Consider the following 14,556-nt stretch of genomic DNA (forward strand, 5'->3'; position numbering starts at 1 on the left):
AGCCCACCCAGCACCACGAGAACGGGCCGTCCCGCAAGGGGCGGCCCGTTCCGCGTTCCGCGGTCTAGCGAAGCGCCGGCTCCTGCTCCGGCAGGGCGACGTCGGTCAGGTCGCGCAGCCCGCGTACCGGCGAGAGCAGCCAGGCGGCAGGCGCGCACAGGGTCACGACGCCCAGCGCGAGCAGCGTCCACCGGGCGCCCATCGGGCCGGCGAGCGCGCCGCCGGCGATGCCGCCGACGGGGATGGCACCCCAGGAGACGAACCGTACGGTGGCCATCACGCGGCTGAGCAGCTCGGGCGGGCTGGCGATCTGCCGGTACGTGCGGGTGGTCACGCTGAGCACCACCACGCCGGCCGAGAAGACGAGGTTGCCGGCGACGAAGGCCGCGTACGCGCCCAGCCCGCTGCCCCACGGCACCAGCAGGGCGCCGGCCGAGGAGGCGAACCCGGCGAGGATCAGGCCGCGAGCCGTGCCGACGGCGTCGGTGAACCGGGTGGTCAGGGCGGCGCCCGCCAGCGAACCGACCCCGTCCGCGGCCAGCAGCACCCCGACGAGGCCGGGCGCCGTGTGCAGCTCGCGGACGAGGTAGAGCGGGTACAGGGCAAGCTGCGCACCGCAGACGAAGTTGACCGCCGTGGCGGCCCACATGCCCGGCCCCATCGCGGGATGCCGGACGACGAACCCGAACCCCTCGCGGATCATCTCGCCCACCGGCGGCCACCGGTCGGGGCGGTCCACGCGGCGGGCGGGCAGCGTGCGGAGCAGAACCGCCGAGACGAGGTAACTGACGGCGTCGACCAGCATCGTGGGTACCGCGCCGAGCGCCTGCACGGCGAGGCCGCCCAGCGACGGGCCGCCGAGCTGGGTCGCGGCGTGCGTACCCGAGGTCAGGCTGTTGCGGGACTGCAGCTGGTCGCGGTCGACGATCTCCGGCAGGAACGTCATGTTCGCGACGTCGAAGATCACGTTGGCGAAGCTGACCACCAGCGCGGTCGCCACGAGGTGCGCGACCGTGAGGTGGCCACACCACCACGCGAGCGGCACCGAGCCCACCGCCGCGGCGCGGGCCAGATCGGCGCCGACCTGCGCGCCGCGCAGCGGGAGGCGCTGCACGATCACGCCCGCCGGCAGCCCGATGACGATCCAGGCGGCGAAGCCCGCGGCGGCGATCAGGCCCATCTCGAACGGCGTCGCGTCGAGAACCGCGAGCGCGGTCAGCGGCAGTGCCACGCCCCCGATGGCCGAGCCCAGGCTGCTGGTCGTACCGGCCGTCCACCACCGCCAGAACACGCTCACGGTCCCCGCCCCGTTCCAGTGAGTTCCAATCTGGAACGGACTATAGTGACCGGCGTGCGGCACGTCGATCCCATAGATCCCGATTGCGGCATCGCGCAGGCCCTCGGCGTGCTCACCGACTGGTGGACGTTCTTCGTCGTGCGCGACGTCGCCGGCGGCGTGACCCGCTTCGACGCCCTGCAGCGCGAGCTCGGCATGAGCCGCCGGGCGCTCAGCGAACGGCTCTCGAGTCTCGTCGAGCGCGGCGTGCTCCGCCGCGCCGCGTACTCCGACCGCCCGCCGCGGTACGACTACCTGCTGACGGCCAAGGGCGAGGGCCTGCTGCCGGTGCTGATCGCGCTGCAGGACTGGGGTACGCGGCACGTGATGGGCGACGGCTCGCTGACCGCCACGGCCGCGCCGACCTCCGCCGAGGCGCGCCGCGTGCACGGGCTCACCGGCCACCGCATCCCCGCGTTCACCGTCGAGGCTCCCACTGTTCTGTACTTCTTCCCCGGCGCGTACGCCCCGGGCGCGCAGGGCTATCCACCCGGCTGGACGGACATTCCGGGCGCGGCCGGCTGCACGCTGGAGTCGGCGACGTACGCGGCCCGGGCGGACGAGTTCGCGGCCCACGGCGTACGCATCACCGGCGTGAGCACGCAGCGCCCGGACCAGCTGGACGCCTTCGCCGAGCACGCCCGGCTGCCGTTTCCCCTGCTCTCGGACACCGACGGCAGGCTCGCGGCGAGCCTGCGCCTGCCCACGTTCCGGGCCGGCGGGACCGACCGGTTCAAGCGCCTGACACTGCTCGTGGACGAGCGGGCCACGATCCGGGCCGTCCAGTTCCCGGTCACCGACCCGGCCGGCTCGGTGACCGAGATGCTGGATGTGGTGAAGGCGTCGTTCTGAAAGGCGCGGCGCTACGGTGGGGTGGTGCGCTCTCCCTCGGTTTCCCGGTATTCGGCCGGACGGCTCTCGCCCATCCGCCGCGCCGCCGACCTCGAGCGGCTGCGTGACGAGCAGTTCGACGTGCTCGTCATCGGCGGTGGCGTCACCGGCGCCGGCGCGGCCCTGGACGCGGCGTCGCGTGGCCTGAAGGTCGCGCTGGTCGAGGCGCGCGACCTCGCCGCCGGCACGTCCAGCCGGTCCAGCAAGCTGATCCACGGCGGCCTGCGCTACCTGGAGCAGCTCGAGCTGCACCTCGTGCACGAGGCGCTGACCGAGCGTGGCCTGCTCACCAGCCGGCTCGCGCCGCACCTGGTGCGCCCGGTGCCGATCCTCGTCCCGCTGGAGACCGCCACGCCGCCCGCGCGGGTGTGGCACCGCCTCTACTACGGCCTCGGCGTCGCCGCGTACGACGTGTTCGCCGGGGTGTTCGGCCAGGGCCGGGGAATGCCGCTGCACCGGCACCTGACCCGCGACGGCGCCCGGCACCTCTTCCCGAGCCTGCGGGCCGACAAGATCACCGGGGCGATCCGCTACTACGACGGCCAGGTCGACGACGCCCGCCTGGTGGTCACCCTCGCCCGCACCGCGGCCAGCCTCGGCGCGGCCGTGGTCACCAGCGCCCGCGTCACCGGCTTCGTCCGCGACGCCCGCCAGGTCGTCGGGGTCAGGGTGCGCGACCTGGAGGCGCCGGACTCACCGGAGTTCGAGGTACGCGCCCGCACGGTCGTCGCGGCCACCGGCGTGTGGAGCGACGACATGTCCCGCATGCTCAGCGACGTGGGCGTACGCCCGGGGTTCCGGGTCCGCGCGTCGAAGGGCGTCCACCTCGTGGTGCCCCGCTCGGCGATCACGGGCGACGCCGGCCTGATTCTGCGTACGCCCACCTCGGTGCTGTTCGTGATCCCGTGGGGCGGCCACTGGATCATCGGCACCACCGACACCGACTGGCAGCTCGACCGCTCGCACCCGGCCGCGTCCGCGCGCGACATCAGCTACCTGCTCGACCAGGTCAACACCGTGCTCGAGCGGCCCCTCACCGTCGACGACATCGAGGGCGTGTACGCCGGCCTGCGTCCCCTGCTCTCCGGCGAGGCCGACTCCACCTCCAAGCTCTCCCGCGAGCACGCCGTGATCGAGCCGATGCTGGGCCTGTTGCTCGTGGCCGGCGGCAAGTACACGACCTACCGGGTGATGGCCGCCGACGTGGTGGACCGCGCGGTCCGCCGGCTGGGTGTGGACACGCCCTCGCGCACGGACCAGCTACCCCTCCTCGGCGCCGACGGGTACGCGGCCGCGTGGCGCGACCGGCACGACATCGCCCGCCGCCACGGCGTGACCGCGGGTGTGGTCGAGCATCTGCTGGAGCGCTACGGCACCCTGACCGTCCATCTGCTCGCCATGATCACGGCGGAGCCCGCGCTCGCCACGCCGCTGATCGGCGCCCCGGAATACCTGGCGGCCGAGATCGCGTACGCGGCCACCGCCGAAGGCGCCCTGCACCTGGAGGACGTGCTCACCCGGCGTACCCGTATCTCGATCGAGACGCCGCACCGCGGCGCCGAGACGGCCCGGCACGCGGCCGCGGTCATGGGTGACGCGCTGGGCTGGGACGAGGCGGTCCGCGACCGCGAGGTCGAGCACTACCTCGCCCGGGTCGAGGCCGAGCGGCAGTCGCAGAAGATGCCCGACGACCTGACCGCCGACGCCGCCCGCCTCGGCGTGGCCGACGTCCGCGGCTACGCGGCGGACCGCGGGACGGACCTGCTCGACGTGGACCGGTGATCCTCGTCGACGAGCCGCGCTGGCCGGCGCGCGGGCGGCTCTGGTCCCACCTGGTCAGCGACGTGTCGTACGCCGAGCTGCACGCCTTCGCCGAGATGCTGGGCGCGCCGCGGCGCGGATTCGACCGCGACCACTACGACATCCCGGAGAACCGTTTCCGGATGGCGCTGTGGCTCGGCGCCACCCTCGTCGCCCCGCGGGAGGTGGCCGCGCGGCTGCGGGTGGCGGGGCTGCGCCGCCCGAAGCACCTCAACCGGCCGCCAGCGCTCTGAGCTCCCGCTCCAGATTGGCGCGGGCCCGGGCCTCCCACTCCTCGTGCAGCGGGGCGTGCCGGTAGATCGCCGGCAGCTCCAGCAGCGACACGAGGACCTGCGCGCGGGCCGCCCGGAACGTGTCCTCCGGGACGTGGGCGTACTCCCGGCGGATCGCCTCGGTGTAGGCGGCGTACCGGTCCGGGTCGGCGGCGAGGATCGCCAGGTCGGCGTCGCAGAGCAGCTCGCCGTCCGGGTCGGTCTCCTCGGTGGCGTGCCCGGCCGTCAGCCCCACCAGGCGCGCCACCTCAGCAGCCACCTCGTCCGGTGCGCCGAGCGTGGCCAGTAACCCGCGCGCGAAGTCCGCGCTGTCGCGCTCGTTCGCGTCGCCGAGGGCCCGCGGATCGTAGACGGCGTCGTGCATCCAGGCGGCCAGGCGTACCCGGTCCGGGGCCGCCGCCAGGCCCGCGTGCTCGTCGATCACGTCCAGCACGGCGGTCAGGTGGCTCACGTCGTGGTACTGCCGCTGCGGCTCCGACCATCGCCCCAGCAGATAGCCGCCGGCGGCCTCGAGGTCGGGCTCCGCGGCGGTCGCACCGGCGCCCCGGGCTGCGGCGACCCAGCGATCGAGAAGTGATGTCACGGCCGCCATCCTGGCATGCCCGCCGGTTAGGGTCAGGGCGTGACCGACTGCACCGAACTTCGCCCGCGCGAGCGGTCCCGGGCCGCGACCGTGAGGGCCGGGAGGGCATGCCAGGAAGGCACAGCATGACGGACCCCGAGGCGCAGCACAGGCTCGCCGCCGTCCTCGCCGAGGTGCACGGCCGGTCCCGGTCCGGGGCGGGCGCCGGCTGGTCCCGCATCCGCGCGGCCTCCGGCCTGGCCCTGCAGGCGGGCGTAGCGGCGGGTATCGCGTGGTTCGTCGCCCATGACCTCATCGGGCGGCCGGCGCCGTTCTTCGCGCCGATCGCGGCCGTGATCACGCTCGCGTCGTCGGTCGGGCAGCGGGCCCGGCGTACGGTCGAACTCGTCGTCGGCGTGGCCATCGGCATCGGCATCGGCGACGCCCTCATCCTGCTGATCGGCTCCGGGGCGTGGCAGATCGGGCTCGTGGTGGTGCTGGCCATCCTGGTCGCCGCCGCGGTCGGGGGCGGTACGCCGCTCGTGGTGCAGTCGGCGTCGTCCGCGGTGCTCGTCGCCACGCTGACCAGCACGACGGGGCTGCCGTGGACGCGGTTCTTCGACGCCCTGGTCGGTGGCGGGGTGGGCCTGACCGTGATGACGCTCCTGCTTCCGCTCAACCCGCTGACCGTCGTACGCCGCGCCGCGGACCCCGCACTCGAGGCCATGACCGACGGGCTGCACGCCGTCGCTCGGGGACTGCAGGCGGCCGACGCCGACGCGGTGCGCGAGGCGCTGGCCCAGCTCCGCTCCGCCGAGGCGAACTTCGCCGCGTTCGCCCAGGCCGCCACCGCAGCCCGGGAGAACGTCGCCTTTGCACCGGCACGCTGGCGGGTCCGCGGGGCGCTGAGCCAGTACGTCGCGGGCGCCCCGGAGCTCACGTACGCGCTGCGCAACGTCCGGGTGCTGACCCGCAGGGTGATCACGGCGCTGGACGACAAGGAGACCATGCCCGCCTGCCTGCCGACGGCGATCGCGCTGCTCGGCGACGCGGTCGGCTTGCTGCGGGAGGAGTGGTCCCGGGCGGCCGAGCCCGAGGCGACGCGGGAACGGGCGCTGCGCGCGGCGGCCGAGGCGGGGCGCGCGTACGACGAAGGGGTCGGCTTCTCGGGCAGCGTGGTCGTGGCCCAGATCCGCACGACGGTCACGGACCTGCTGCGCGCCACCGGGATCGAGCACGGCCAGGCCCCGCGCCTGGTCCGGCGCGCGGTCGGCCGGCACGCCCGCAACCAGGCCGCCCGCCGCACCTCCGTTTTCCGGCGCCGCACCTTCGTCCTCCGCCGCCGCGACGCTTGAGCCGGTCCCGCCGCCGCGACGCTTGAGCCGGTCGCGTCGCCGCGACGCTTGATCCGGTCCCGCCGCCGCGACGCTTGAGCCGGTCGCGTCGCCGCGACGCTTGAGCCGGTCGCGTCGCCGCGACGCTTGAGCCGGTCCCGTCGCCGCGACGCTTGAGCCGGTCGCGTCGCCGCGACGCTTGATCCGGTTCCTTCGCCGGGGTGCTTGATCGGTTCCGTCGGCGTGGCCACGCCGGGGCGCGGCCGGGTGGCTACGCTGGCGGCATGGCCGACGTAGCTTCCGGACCGCCCGATCCGACCCCGCCACCGGGGCCCGCCGCGTCGTCCGCCCCCGCCGCTGCACCGCCCGCGCCCGCCGCCGCACCGGCCGCTGCGCCGCCGGCGGCCCTCGCCGCGGCATCCGCTTCCCCCGCAGGGTGGGGCGCGCCCGCGGAGGGGTGGGCCGCAGCCGGGCCGGACGGGCAGCCGGTCGCCGGGACGACGGTGCCGTTCGACGCGGCCTACCGGGCGCCCGACCCCGCGACGCTGCCGCCCATGCCCCGGCGCCGCGCCGGGTGGCGGCGCTGGCTGCCGCTGGTCGGCATCATCGGCTTCATCGCGATCTGCGCGATCGCCATGCTGGTCATCCTCGGGTTCAGCAACGGTCCCGTCGGCCTCGTGGTCGGCCTCACCGCCGCGATCCTGCCGGTGCCGGTGCTGGTCAGCTGCTTCCTCTGGCTCGACCGGTACGAGCCCGAGCCGATCCGCTACCTCGTGTTCTGCTTCGCGTGGGGCTCGGCGGTCGCCACGCTCGTGGCTATCGGCGTGAACAGCTTCGCGGCCTGGGGCTTCGACAAGCTCGGTCTGCCGGAGGCCCTCGTCGCGGTGCTCGTCGCGCCGTTCATCGAGGAGTCGATGAAGGCACTCGGCCCGATCCTGCTGTTCTGGCGCCGCCGCCGGGAATGGTCCGGGATCACCGACGGCATCGTCTACTGTGGGCTGTCCGCGCTGGGCTTCGCCATGGTGGAGAACGTGCTCTACCTCGGCGGCCACGGGTACGCGTCGGGCGCCGACCAGTACGGTCCCGCCACCGGCGTGCAGAACCTCTTCCTGATCTTCATCGTGCGGATCATCTTCACCGGCTTCGCGCACCCGCTGTTCACGTCGATGACCGGCATCGGCCTGGGCGTCGCCTCCCGGTCGGGCGACCGCCGGGTGCGCTGGCTCGCCCCGATCGCCGGCCTGCTGCTCGCGATGATCCTGCACGGCACGTTCAACCTGCTGCCCACGCTCTCCGTGGCGACCGGCAAGACCCTGATCATGCTGTACGGCTACCTCGGCTTCATGGTCCCGTTCTTCTTCGCGGCGGTCGGCTTCGCGATCGCGTTGCGGGGCTACGAGGGGCGGCTCAGCGAGCGGGTGCTGCCGGAGTACGTGCGGACGGGCTGGCTCTCCCCGCCGGAGGTGGCGACGCTGGGCAGCCTCGGCCGCCGCCACTCGGCCCGGCAGTGGGCGAAGCGGGTCGCCGGTGACCCGGGTCTGCGGGCGATGCGCGGCTTCCAGGCGGCCGCCACCCAGCTCGCGCTGCTGCGGGACGGCATGCGACGCGGCCTGCACCGCAAGCCCGAGGACCAGCAGCGGGCGCAGGACGAGGAACGCAAGCTGCTCACGGACATCTCGGGCTACCGGTCGGTCTTCGTGGGACGTGACCCGCAGATGCCGCGGGCGTTCTGGGACGGCGCGAGCTATCAGATCGCCTTCCCGGACGGCGTGACGCGTACGGTGCGGGCGCCGGAGGAGCCGGTGGTGCCGGTCCCGGTGCGCCTGGCACCGCAGATGCCGGCGTACACCTACCCGGGCTACGCCCCGCCGCCGCCCTCCTACGGCCCGCCGCCGCCGTACAACTACGGCCAGCCGCCGCCCTACAACTACGGTCCGCCGCCGCCGTACAACTACGGTCCACCGCCGTACAACTACGGCCCGCCGCCTCGCTACTAGAGGTAGAGGCCGGTTCCGTCCGACTCGACCCGGCTCGCCGCCACGGCGTGCACGTCCCGCTCGCGCAGCAGCACGTACTCCTTGCCGTGCAGCTCCACCTCCGAGCGCTCCTCCGGGTCGAACAGGACCCGGTCGCCGACGACGATGGAACGGACGTTGGGTCCCACGCCGACCGCCTTGGCCCAGGAGAGGCGGCGGCCCACGGACGCGGTGGCCGGGATCACGATGCCTCCGCTGGACCGGCGCTCGCCCTCGCCGCCGTCGAGACGGACGAGGACTCGGTCGTGCAGCATGCGGATCGGCAGCCCGGCCTCGGACTCGGTGTCGGTGCTCACGAGAGGACGGTACGCCCGCGCCTGACGTGCGCGTGTGCCGGTCTGGACTACGGTGTTACCGCGTGTCGAGGGCGAGGGGGTCGCGCGGTTGAGCCGCTTGCAACGGGTACGGGAGAACCTTCGCAGGGCGTACGAGTCGGGGCGGGAATCGGTGCGCACCGCGCGCGCCGACGGTGACCACCCGCCGGAGGAGCCCGAGATCGAGTTCGAGCCGCCGCCGCCCCCGCCGGTGGACGAGCACCACTCCACGACGAGCCGCGACGACGCGGAGGTGCCGCACTCGCTGCGGATCGCCGCCGCGTGGTCGTGGCGGCTGATCGTCGTCGGCGTGGTCGGCTGGGTGCTGCTGCGCGTGATCAGCGTGATCAGCGTCGTCGTGATCCCGCTCGCGATCGCGCTGCTGCTCTCCGCGTTGCTCGCGCCGGCCGTCGGCTGGCTGCTCAAGCTGCGGCTGCCGCCCTCGCTGGCGACGTTCCTGGTCCTCATCTGCGGGCTGGCCGCGGTCGCGGGCACGCTGACGCTGGTGGTCAACCAGTTCATCAACGGCCTGCCGCAGCTCGTCGACAACGCCAGCACGGGCATCCGGCAGATCCAGGACTGGGCCCGGACCGGCCCGCTGCACCTCTCCGACGCCCAGGTCGACCAGGCCATCGACTCGGTGCAGGAGTGGATCAACTCGAACACGTCGCAGCTGACGGCCACCGGCTTCGCCACCGCCGCCACCCTGGCGGAGGTGCTGACGAGCGCGGTGCTGGTGCTCTTCGCGACGTTCTTCTTCCTGCGCGACGGGCGGAAGATCTGGCGCTTCATCGTCCGCCTGTTCCCGGTCAACGCCCGGTGGAGCCTGTCGGACGCCGGCGACGCCTCGTGGGCGACCCTCGGCTCTTACGTCCGCGCGACCGTGCTGGTCGCCTTCATAGACGCCACCGGCATCGGCCTGGCGCTGGTCTTCCTGAAGGTGCCGTTCCCGTTCCCGCTGGCCGCGCTCGTCTTCCTCGGCGCCTTCATCCCCATCGTCGGTGCGAGCGTCTCGGGGGCGGTCGCCGTGCTGGTCGCGCTCGTGGACCAGGGCTGGATCGTCGCGCTGATCGTGCTCGGTGCGGTGATCCTGGTGCAGCAGGTCGAGGGGCACATTCTGCAGCCCCTGATCATGGGGCGTGCCGTCGCGATCCATCCGCTCGTGGTGATCGTCGGCATCGCCTCCGGTGTGGTGCTCGCCGGGATCATCGGCGCGCTGGTCGCCGTGCCGCTCATCGCGGTGCTGAACACCGGCGTCAGACGGCTGGTCCGGCGCCGGCCGGAGGTGCCGCCGAACGCGGTCGTGGTCCCCACCGGCGGCGCCCTCGACGCGAAGTGATCAGCTCTTGTTGAGCCGCTGCAGGGCGCCGACGGCGACCTCCGGCCGGGTCGTGTACCAGAACGGCGGCAGGGACTTGCGGAGGAAGGCGCCGTAACCGCGCGCGGTCTCCAGGCGGGAGTCGAGCACGGCCACCACGCCCTTGTCGCCGTGCGAGCGGATCAGCCGGCCGACTCCCTGGGCGAGCCGGACGGCCGCGATCGGCACGCTCACCGAGGCGAAGCCGGAGCCGCCCGTCGCGTCGACGGCCGCCGCCCGCGCGGCCGCGAGCGGTTCGTCCGGCCGCGGGAACGGCAGCCGGTCGATGACGACCAGTTGGCAGGCGTCGCCCGGGACGTCGACGCCCTGCCAGAGGGACATCACGCCGAACAGGCAGCTCTCCCGCTGCTCCTTGAACTTGCGGACGAGGATCGGCAGCGTCTCCTCGCCCTGCAACAGGATCGGCAGGTCGGTCCGCGCCCGGAGCAGCTCGGCCGCCTGCGTCGCCGCGCGCCGGGAGGAGAAGAGCCCGAGGGTACGCCCGCCGAGCGCCTCCACCAGCTTCAGCAGCTCCTCGCCCGCCGCGTCGGGCAGGCCGGAGGCGGCAGGCCGGGGCAGGTGCGCCGCCACGTAGAGGATGCCCTGCTTCGGGTAGTCGAACGGAGACCCGACGTCGAGCGAGCTCCAGCCGTCCCCGGAGGTCGGCGGCGCCTCGGCGGTCAGGCCCGCACCGGTGCGCGCCGCGGGGACCGCCGGTGCCGCGGGCAGGCCCAGGGACCGGGCGACCGTGTCGAACCGGCCGCCGAGGGTCAGCGTCGCGGAGGTCGCCACCACGGTGCGTTCGTCGTACAGGTTGGTGGCGAGCGTGCCCGCCACCGACAACGGGGCGACCACCACCGCGCGCCGGCCCGAGCCGAGATCGCTCTTCTCGACCCAGGCCACGTCGAAGTCGGACTCCTCGAGCAGGCGCTGCGTCGTGGTCGACAGGTCGTCCAGGGTGGCCTTGGCCTGCTGCTTGCGCACCGGGTCCGGGTCGTCGGCCTTGATGTCCCCGATCGCCTCGAGGGCGGCGCGGGTCGCCGAGTCGACGAGCAGCAGGGCCTGGTGCAGCAGCGGGGGCAGGCCCGTGGTGAGCCGGCCCGCCGGGATGTCGGCCAGCCCCACGGTCAGCGAGTCGGCCGCCGTCGCCAGCGCCTCGGCGGCGTCCGGGGAGATCAGCGGGCGGGCCCGCTTGGCGGCGCGTTCCACGGCGTCGGGGGTCACCTCGGCCTGGGCCGCCGAGGAGACCCGGTCGGCGAGCTCGTGCGCCTCGTCCACGATGAGCAGCTTGTGCGGCGGGACGATGTTGCGCTCCGCCAGCATGTCGACCGCGAGCAGGCTGTGGTTGGTGACCACGATGTCCGCCTCCCGGGCGCGGACCCGCGACGCCTCCGCGAAGCACTCGGCGCCGTACGGGCAGCGCGCCGCGCCGACGCAGTCACGGGCCGGCATGGAGACCTGCCGCCACGCGGTGTCGTCCACCCCCGGGTCCAGCTCGTCGCGGTCGCCCGTCGTGGTCTTCTCGGCCCACTCCTGCACGCGCAGGATCTGCTTGCCCAGCCGGCCCGCCTCGCCGAGCCACTGCGTCGTGCGGGCCGGCGCGTCGTCGAAGAGCGTGTCGGTGGGCGCCTCCTCGTCGGCGTGCTCGAGCTTGGCCACGCACAGGTAGTGGTGGCGGCCCTTGAGCACGGCGAACGTGGGGCGGCGGCCCAGCACCGGCTCGACCGCGGCGGCGAGGCGCGGCAGGTCGTGCTCGACGAGCTGGTTCTGCAGCGCGAGGGTCGCGGTGGAGACCACCACCGGGCCGTCGACCAGCAGCGCGGGCGTCAGGTACGCCAGGCTCTTGCCGGTGCCCGTGCCGGCCTGGACGAGCAGGTGCTCACGCTCCTTGACCGCGCGCTCGATCGCCGCCGCCATCTGCTCCTGACCTGGCCGGGAAGCGCCCCCGGGGACCGCGCCCACCGCGGCGGCGAGGAGCTCTCTGGCGGTCGTGGACTTGCGGCGGGACTTGGCGGGGGCGGTCACGACGAAGACCGTACCCGCCACCACCGACGAAACCGTCGCACCGCTAGGGTCTTGTCATGCCGAGTGAGATGGTCCGGGTGGTCTACACCAAGTACGACGGATCCGCTCACCGGGACTATCCGGCCCGCCGCCTCAACGAGGACGACCTGGGGGTCTGGGTCGGGGTGACCCGGGGAACGGCGTCGGTCTACCACGGCCAGCCGTCCGTGGAGCAGATCCCGTTCGTGCTGCTCATCCCGCACAGCGCGTGGTGGACCGGCATGTTCAACCCGCCGCCGCGCACCAGCGAGGTCTACTGCGACATCACCACCCCGGCGCGCTGGGAGGGCGACACCGTGCACATCGTCGACCTGGACCTGGACGTCTCCCGCCGCCGTGACACCGGCCTGATCGAGCTGCGCGACGAGGACGAGTTCGAGGACCACCGGGTGCGCTTCGGCTATCCCCCCGAGGTGGTCGCCGAGGCGCGCGCCGCGGCGGGGCACCTCGTCGAGGCCCTCGGCGACGGCACCGAGCCGTTCGCGTCGGCGTACCGGAAATGGCTATCGACCGTCAGCGACTGACCCCAGCTTGGCCGGGTTGAGCTGGTTGTAGACGGCCGTGATGCGGCCGTCGGAGACGGCCACCGACATGACCGTCAGCAACCGTCGCCCGTCGGCGTAGCGCCCGGTGGCGAGCACGCCGGCGTCGCCGTTGACCAGCACCGGTTCCACGCTGAACTCCGGGACCTCGCGGAACCGCCGGTTGAGGATGCCCACCCAGAAACGCGCCACCTTGTCGAGCCCGACGACCGCGTTCTGGCCCGCGTTGACCACGCCGCCGCCGTCGCCGATGGAGACCACGTCCGGCGCCAGGACGGCGGCCAGCGCGCGCAGGTCGCCGGAGGACGCGGCGGCGAGGAACGCGTCGAGCACGCGGCGCTGCTCGGCCAGGCCGGCCGTGTGCCGCGCCTGGCCGTCGGAGATCGCGCGGCGGCCCCGGGAGGCGTGCTGCCGGGCGGCGGCGACGCTCGTGCCGAGGACGTCGGCGACCTCCTCGAACGGCAGCCCGAACGCGTCGTGCAGCACCACGGCGACGCGCTGCTCGGGGTTCAGCTTCTCCATCACCACGAGCAGGGCGAGGCTCACGTCCTGCTTCTGCGCGACCTTCTCGGCCGGGTCGTCGAGGCGGGACACGAAGGTCTCGGGGAGCCACTGCCCGGGGTACGCCTCCCGCCGCACGCGGGCCGACTTGAGCACGTCGAGGCAGATGCGCCCGGTGGCGGTGGTGAGCCAGCCGCGCAGGTCCCGGATCTCCTCGCCGGCGTCGAGGGCGCGCCGATAGCGCAGCCACGCCTCCTGGACCGCGTCGTCGGCCTCGGCGCGGCTGCCGAGCATCCGGTACGCGACCGACAGCAGATGCGGACGCTCGGCCTCGAAGTCGGCCGGGGAAGGAGCGGGGAGCGCGGAGGGACCCGGAGACGGCATGGAGGAATTCTCCGCGAGATTGCCCGGTCACCGGTGTCACATGTGACACAGTGGTGAACACTATGGGGGCGTTTGACCCCTTTCGTGTGCCGGGGGAGACGGGGGTAGGACGGTGTCCGACGACGTGGCAACCCTCCTGGGCGGCCTGGCGACGCTCGCCGGGGCCACCGGCGCGGCGACCCTGGGTGTCGCGGTGGCGCGGCGGCCGCGGCCGTACCTGCCCGCCGCGCATGCGATCGCCGGCGGCGAGGTGGCCGACCCGCTGCCCGCCGTGCTGCGCCACGGTCTCGCCGGGCTCACCGTGCCGGTGCGCCCGGGTCCGCACGGCGAGCTGTACGTGGGTCCCGGCGCGCCGAAACCGGGACGGACATTGCGCCGGCTCGTGCTCGCCCCGCTGTTCGCGCGGGCCCAGGCCCGGGGCGGGCGGTTGTGCCGCGACCAGCGCGTGCCGTTCCGGCTCGCCGTCGAGTTCGCCGGGCCGAACCGGGACGCGGGGGCGTTGCTGCGGGCGTACCGGATGCTCGACCAGCAGTTGCGTGACCACGCGCCGCTGCTCAGCCGGTGCGTGGACGGCAACCTGGAGGCGGGGGCGGTGACCGTCACCGTCACCGGCATCGTCGACGTCCGCGAGCTGCTCGCCGTCCAGACCGAGCGGTACGCGTTCGCCGACGGCACCTTCGACGACATCGGCTCCGTCGCGGCGCCTCCGACGCTGGTGCCGATGGTCAGCGAGCAGTGGACGCGGCGGTTCGGCTGGGACGGCTGCGAGCCCATCCCGGCGGAGGAGCGGCACCTGCTGCACGCGCTCGTCCGGTCGGCTCACGAGGACGGCCGGGGCGTACGCATCAGCGGGCTGCCGACCGGTTCCCGCCGGGCGCGGCAGGCGGTCTGGACCGAGCTGAGCGAGGCCGGCGTGGACGTCATCGCCGACACGGACCACGTGGCCCTGGCCCGGCACCTGCGCAAGCATCCGGTGCGCCGGGTCGCGCCCGCGCCTGCCGTCCGGCGGCCGTCGCCGTCGCCGCGGCGACCGGACGTAACGCAATCCGTCTGAAAGGTCCGGATAAGCGAGCGTTCAAGGTTAACGGCAAGTGAACGCGCCCTGAACTGCTGCTGAGCAGGGGTAGGCGGGCTCTGCAACC

At 74.0% G+C, this 14,556-nt stretch carries 13 protein-coding genes; 8 read left to right on the forward strand and 5 right to left on the reverse strand.

Annotated features, from left to right (window positions below; all coding sequences use genetic code 11):
- Nucleotides 1-64: 64 nt before the first annotated feature.
- Nucleotides 65-1,297, reverse strand: coding sequence for an MFS transporter (locus COUCH_RS03120; RefSeq protein ID WP_249610595.1), 1,233 nt, complete (start codon nt 1,295-1,297; stop codon nt 65-67).
- A 54-nt stretch (nt 1,298-1,351) separates the two neighbouring features.
- Here COUCH_RS03120 and COUCH_RS03125 point away from each other — a divergent pair, with 54 nt between their 5' ends.
- The 3 genes from COUCH_RS03125 to COUCH_RS03135 are packed head-to-tail and all read left to right on the forward strand — an operon-like array spanning nt 1,352 to nt 4,281.
- Nucleotides 1,352-2,188 (forward strand): winged helix-turn-helix transcriptional regulator, encoded by an 837-nt coding sequence (locus tag COUCH_RS03125; RefSeq protein ID WP_249610596.1) that lies wholly within the window; start codon nt 1,352-1,354, stop codon nt 2,186-2,188.
- Between the two features lie 24 nt (nt 2,189-2,212).
- Nucleotides 2,213-4,009, forward strand: coding sequence for a glycerol-3-phosphate dehydrogenase/oxidase (locus COUCH_RS03130; RefSeq protein WP_249610597.1), 1,797 nt, complete (start codon nt 2,213-2,215; stop codon nt 4,007-4,009).
- Entirely contained in the window at nt 4,006-4,281 is a 276-nt protein-coding gene (locus COUCH_RS03135) for a DUF4031 domain-containing protein (RefSeq protein WP_249610598.1), read from the forward strand. The genes COUCH_RS03130 and COUCH_RS03135 overlap by 4 nt, the downstream gene beginning before the upstream one ends.
- On the opposite strand, the gene COUCH_RS03140 is transcribed toward COUCH_RS03135, so the two are convergent.
- Complete coding sequence (locus tag COUCH_RS03140) at nt 4,259-4,903, reverse strand: HD domain-containing protein (RefSeq protein ID WP_430640876.1); 645 nt, start codon at nt 4,901-4,903, stop codon at nt 4,259-4,261. The two genes, COUCH_RS03135 and COUCH_RS03140, sit on opposite strands and share 23 nt — an antisense overlap.
- Before the next feature lie 125 nt (nt 4,904-5,028).
- On the opposite strand from COUCH_RS03140, the gene COUCH_RS03145 reads away from it, so the two are divergent.
- Together COUCH_RS03145 and COUCH_RS03150 are read left to right on the forward strand one after the other, a co-directional pair.
- A complete protein-coding gene (locus COUCH_RS03145) occupies nt 5,029-6,237 on the forward strand; it encodes an FUSC family protein (RefSeq protein ID WP_249610600.1) in 1,209 nt (402 codons plus the stop codon).
- 263 nt (nt 6,238-6,500) lie between these two features.
- A complete protein-coding gene (locus COUCH_RS03150; RefSeq protein ID WP_249610601.1) occupies nt 6,501-8,213 on the forward strand; it encodes a PrsW family intramembrane metalloprotease in 1,713 nt (570 codons plus the stop codon).
- Here COUCH_RS03150 and COUCH_RS03155 read toward each other — a convergent pair.
- Nucleotides 8,210-8,506, reverse strand: a complete 297-nt coding sequence (locus tag COUCH_RS03155) for a GroES family chaperonin (RefSeq protein ID WP_199510786.1) — start codon at nt 8,504-8,506, stop codon at nt 8,210-8,212. The two genes, COUCH_RS03150 and COUCH_RS03155, sit on opposite strands and share 4 nt — an antisense overlap.
- Before the next feature lie 139 nt (nt 8,507-8,645).
- Here COUCH_RS03155 and COUCH_RS03160 point away from each other — a divergent pair, with 139 nt between their 5' ends.
- Nucleotides 8,646-9,905 carry an AI-2E family transporter gene (locus tag COUCH_RS03160; protein WP_430640958.1) on the forward strand — a complete coding sequence of 420 codons (1,260 nt, stop codon included), beginning with the start codon at nt 8,646-8,648 and terminating at the stop codon, nt 9,903-9,905.
- On the opposite strand, the gene COUCH_RS03165 is transcribed toward COUCH_RS03160, so the two are convergent.
- Nucleotides 9,906-11,840 (reverse strand): ATP-dependent DNA helicase, encoded by a 1,935-nt coding sequence (locus COUCH_RS03165; protein ID WP_249613542.1) that lies wholly within the window; start codon nt 11,838-11,840, stop codon nt 9,906-9,908.
- Nucleotides 11,841-12,004: 164 nt separating this feature from the next.
- Here COUCH_RS03165 and COUCH_RS03170 point away from each other — a divergent pair, with 164 nt between their 5' ends.
- Nucleotides 12,005-12,511: a DUF402 domain-containing protein gene (locus COUCH_RS03170; RefSeq protein ID WP_249610603.1), complete on the forward strand. Its 507-nt coding sequence runs from the start codon at nt 12,005-12,007 to the stop codon at nt 12,509-12,511.
- On the opposite strand, the gene sigJ is transcribed toward COUCH_RS03170, so the two are convergent.
- Nucleotides 12,491-13,414 carry an RNA polymerase sigma factor SigJ gene (gene sigJ / locus COUCH_RS03175; protein WP_249610604.1) on the reverse strand — a complete coding sequence of 308 codons (924 nt, stop codon included), beginning with the start codon at nt 13,412-13,414 and terminating at the stop codon, nt 12,491-12,493. The two genes, COUCH_RS03170 and sigJ, sit on opposite strands and share 21 nt — an antisense overlap.
- Before the next feature lie 124 nt (nt 13,415-13,538).
- On the opposite strand from sigJ, the gene COUCH_RS03180 reads away from it, so the two are divergent.
- Complete coding sequence (locus tag COUCH_RS03180) at nt 13,539-14,468, forward strand: hypothetical protein (RefSeq protein ID WP_249610605.1); 930 nt, start codon at nt 13,539-13,541, stop codon at nt 14,466-14,468.
- Nucleotides 14,469-14,556 lie beyond the last annotated feature (88 nt).

It is taken from the genome of Couchioplanes caeruleus (assembly GCF_023499255.1).
Taxonomy (GTDB): domain Bacteria; phylum Actinomycetota; class Actinomycetes; order Mycobacteriales; family Micromonosporaceae; genus Actinoplanes; species Actinoplanes caeruleus_A.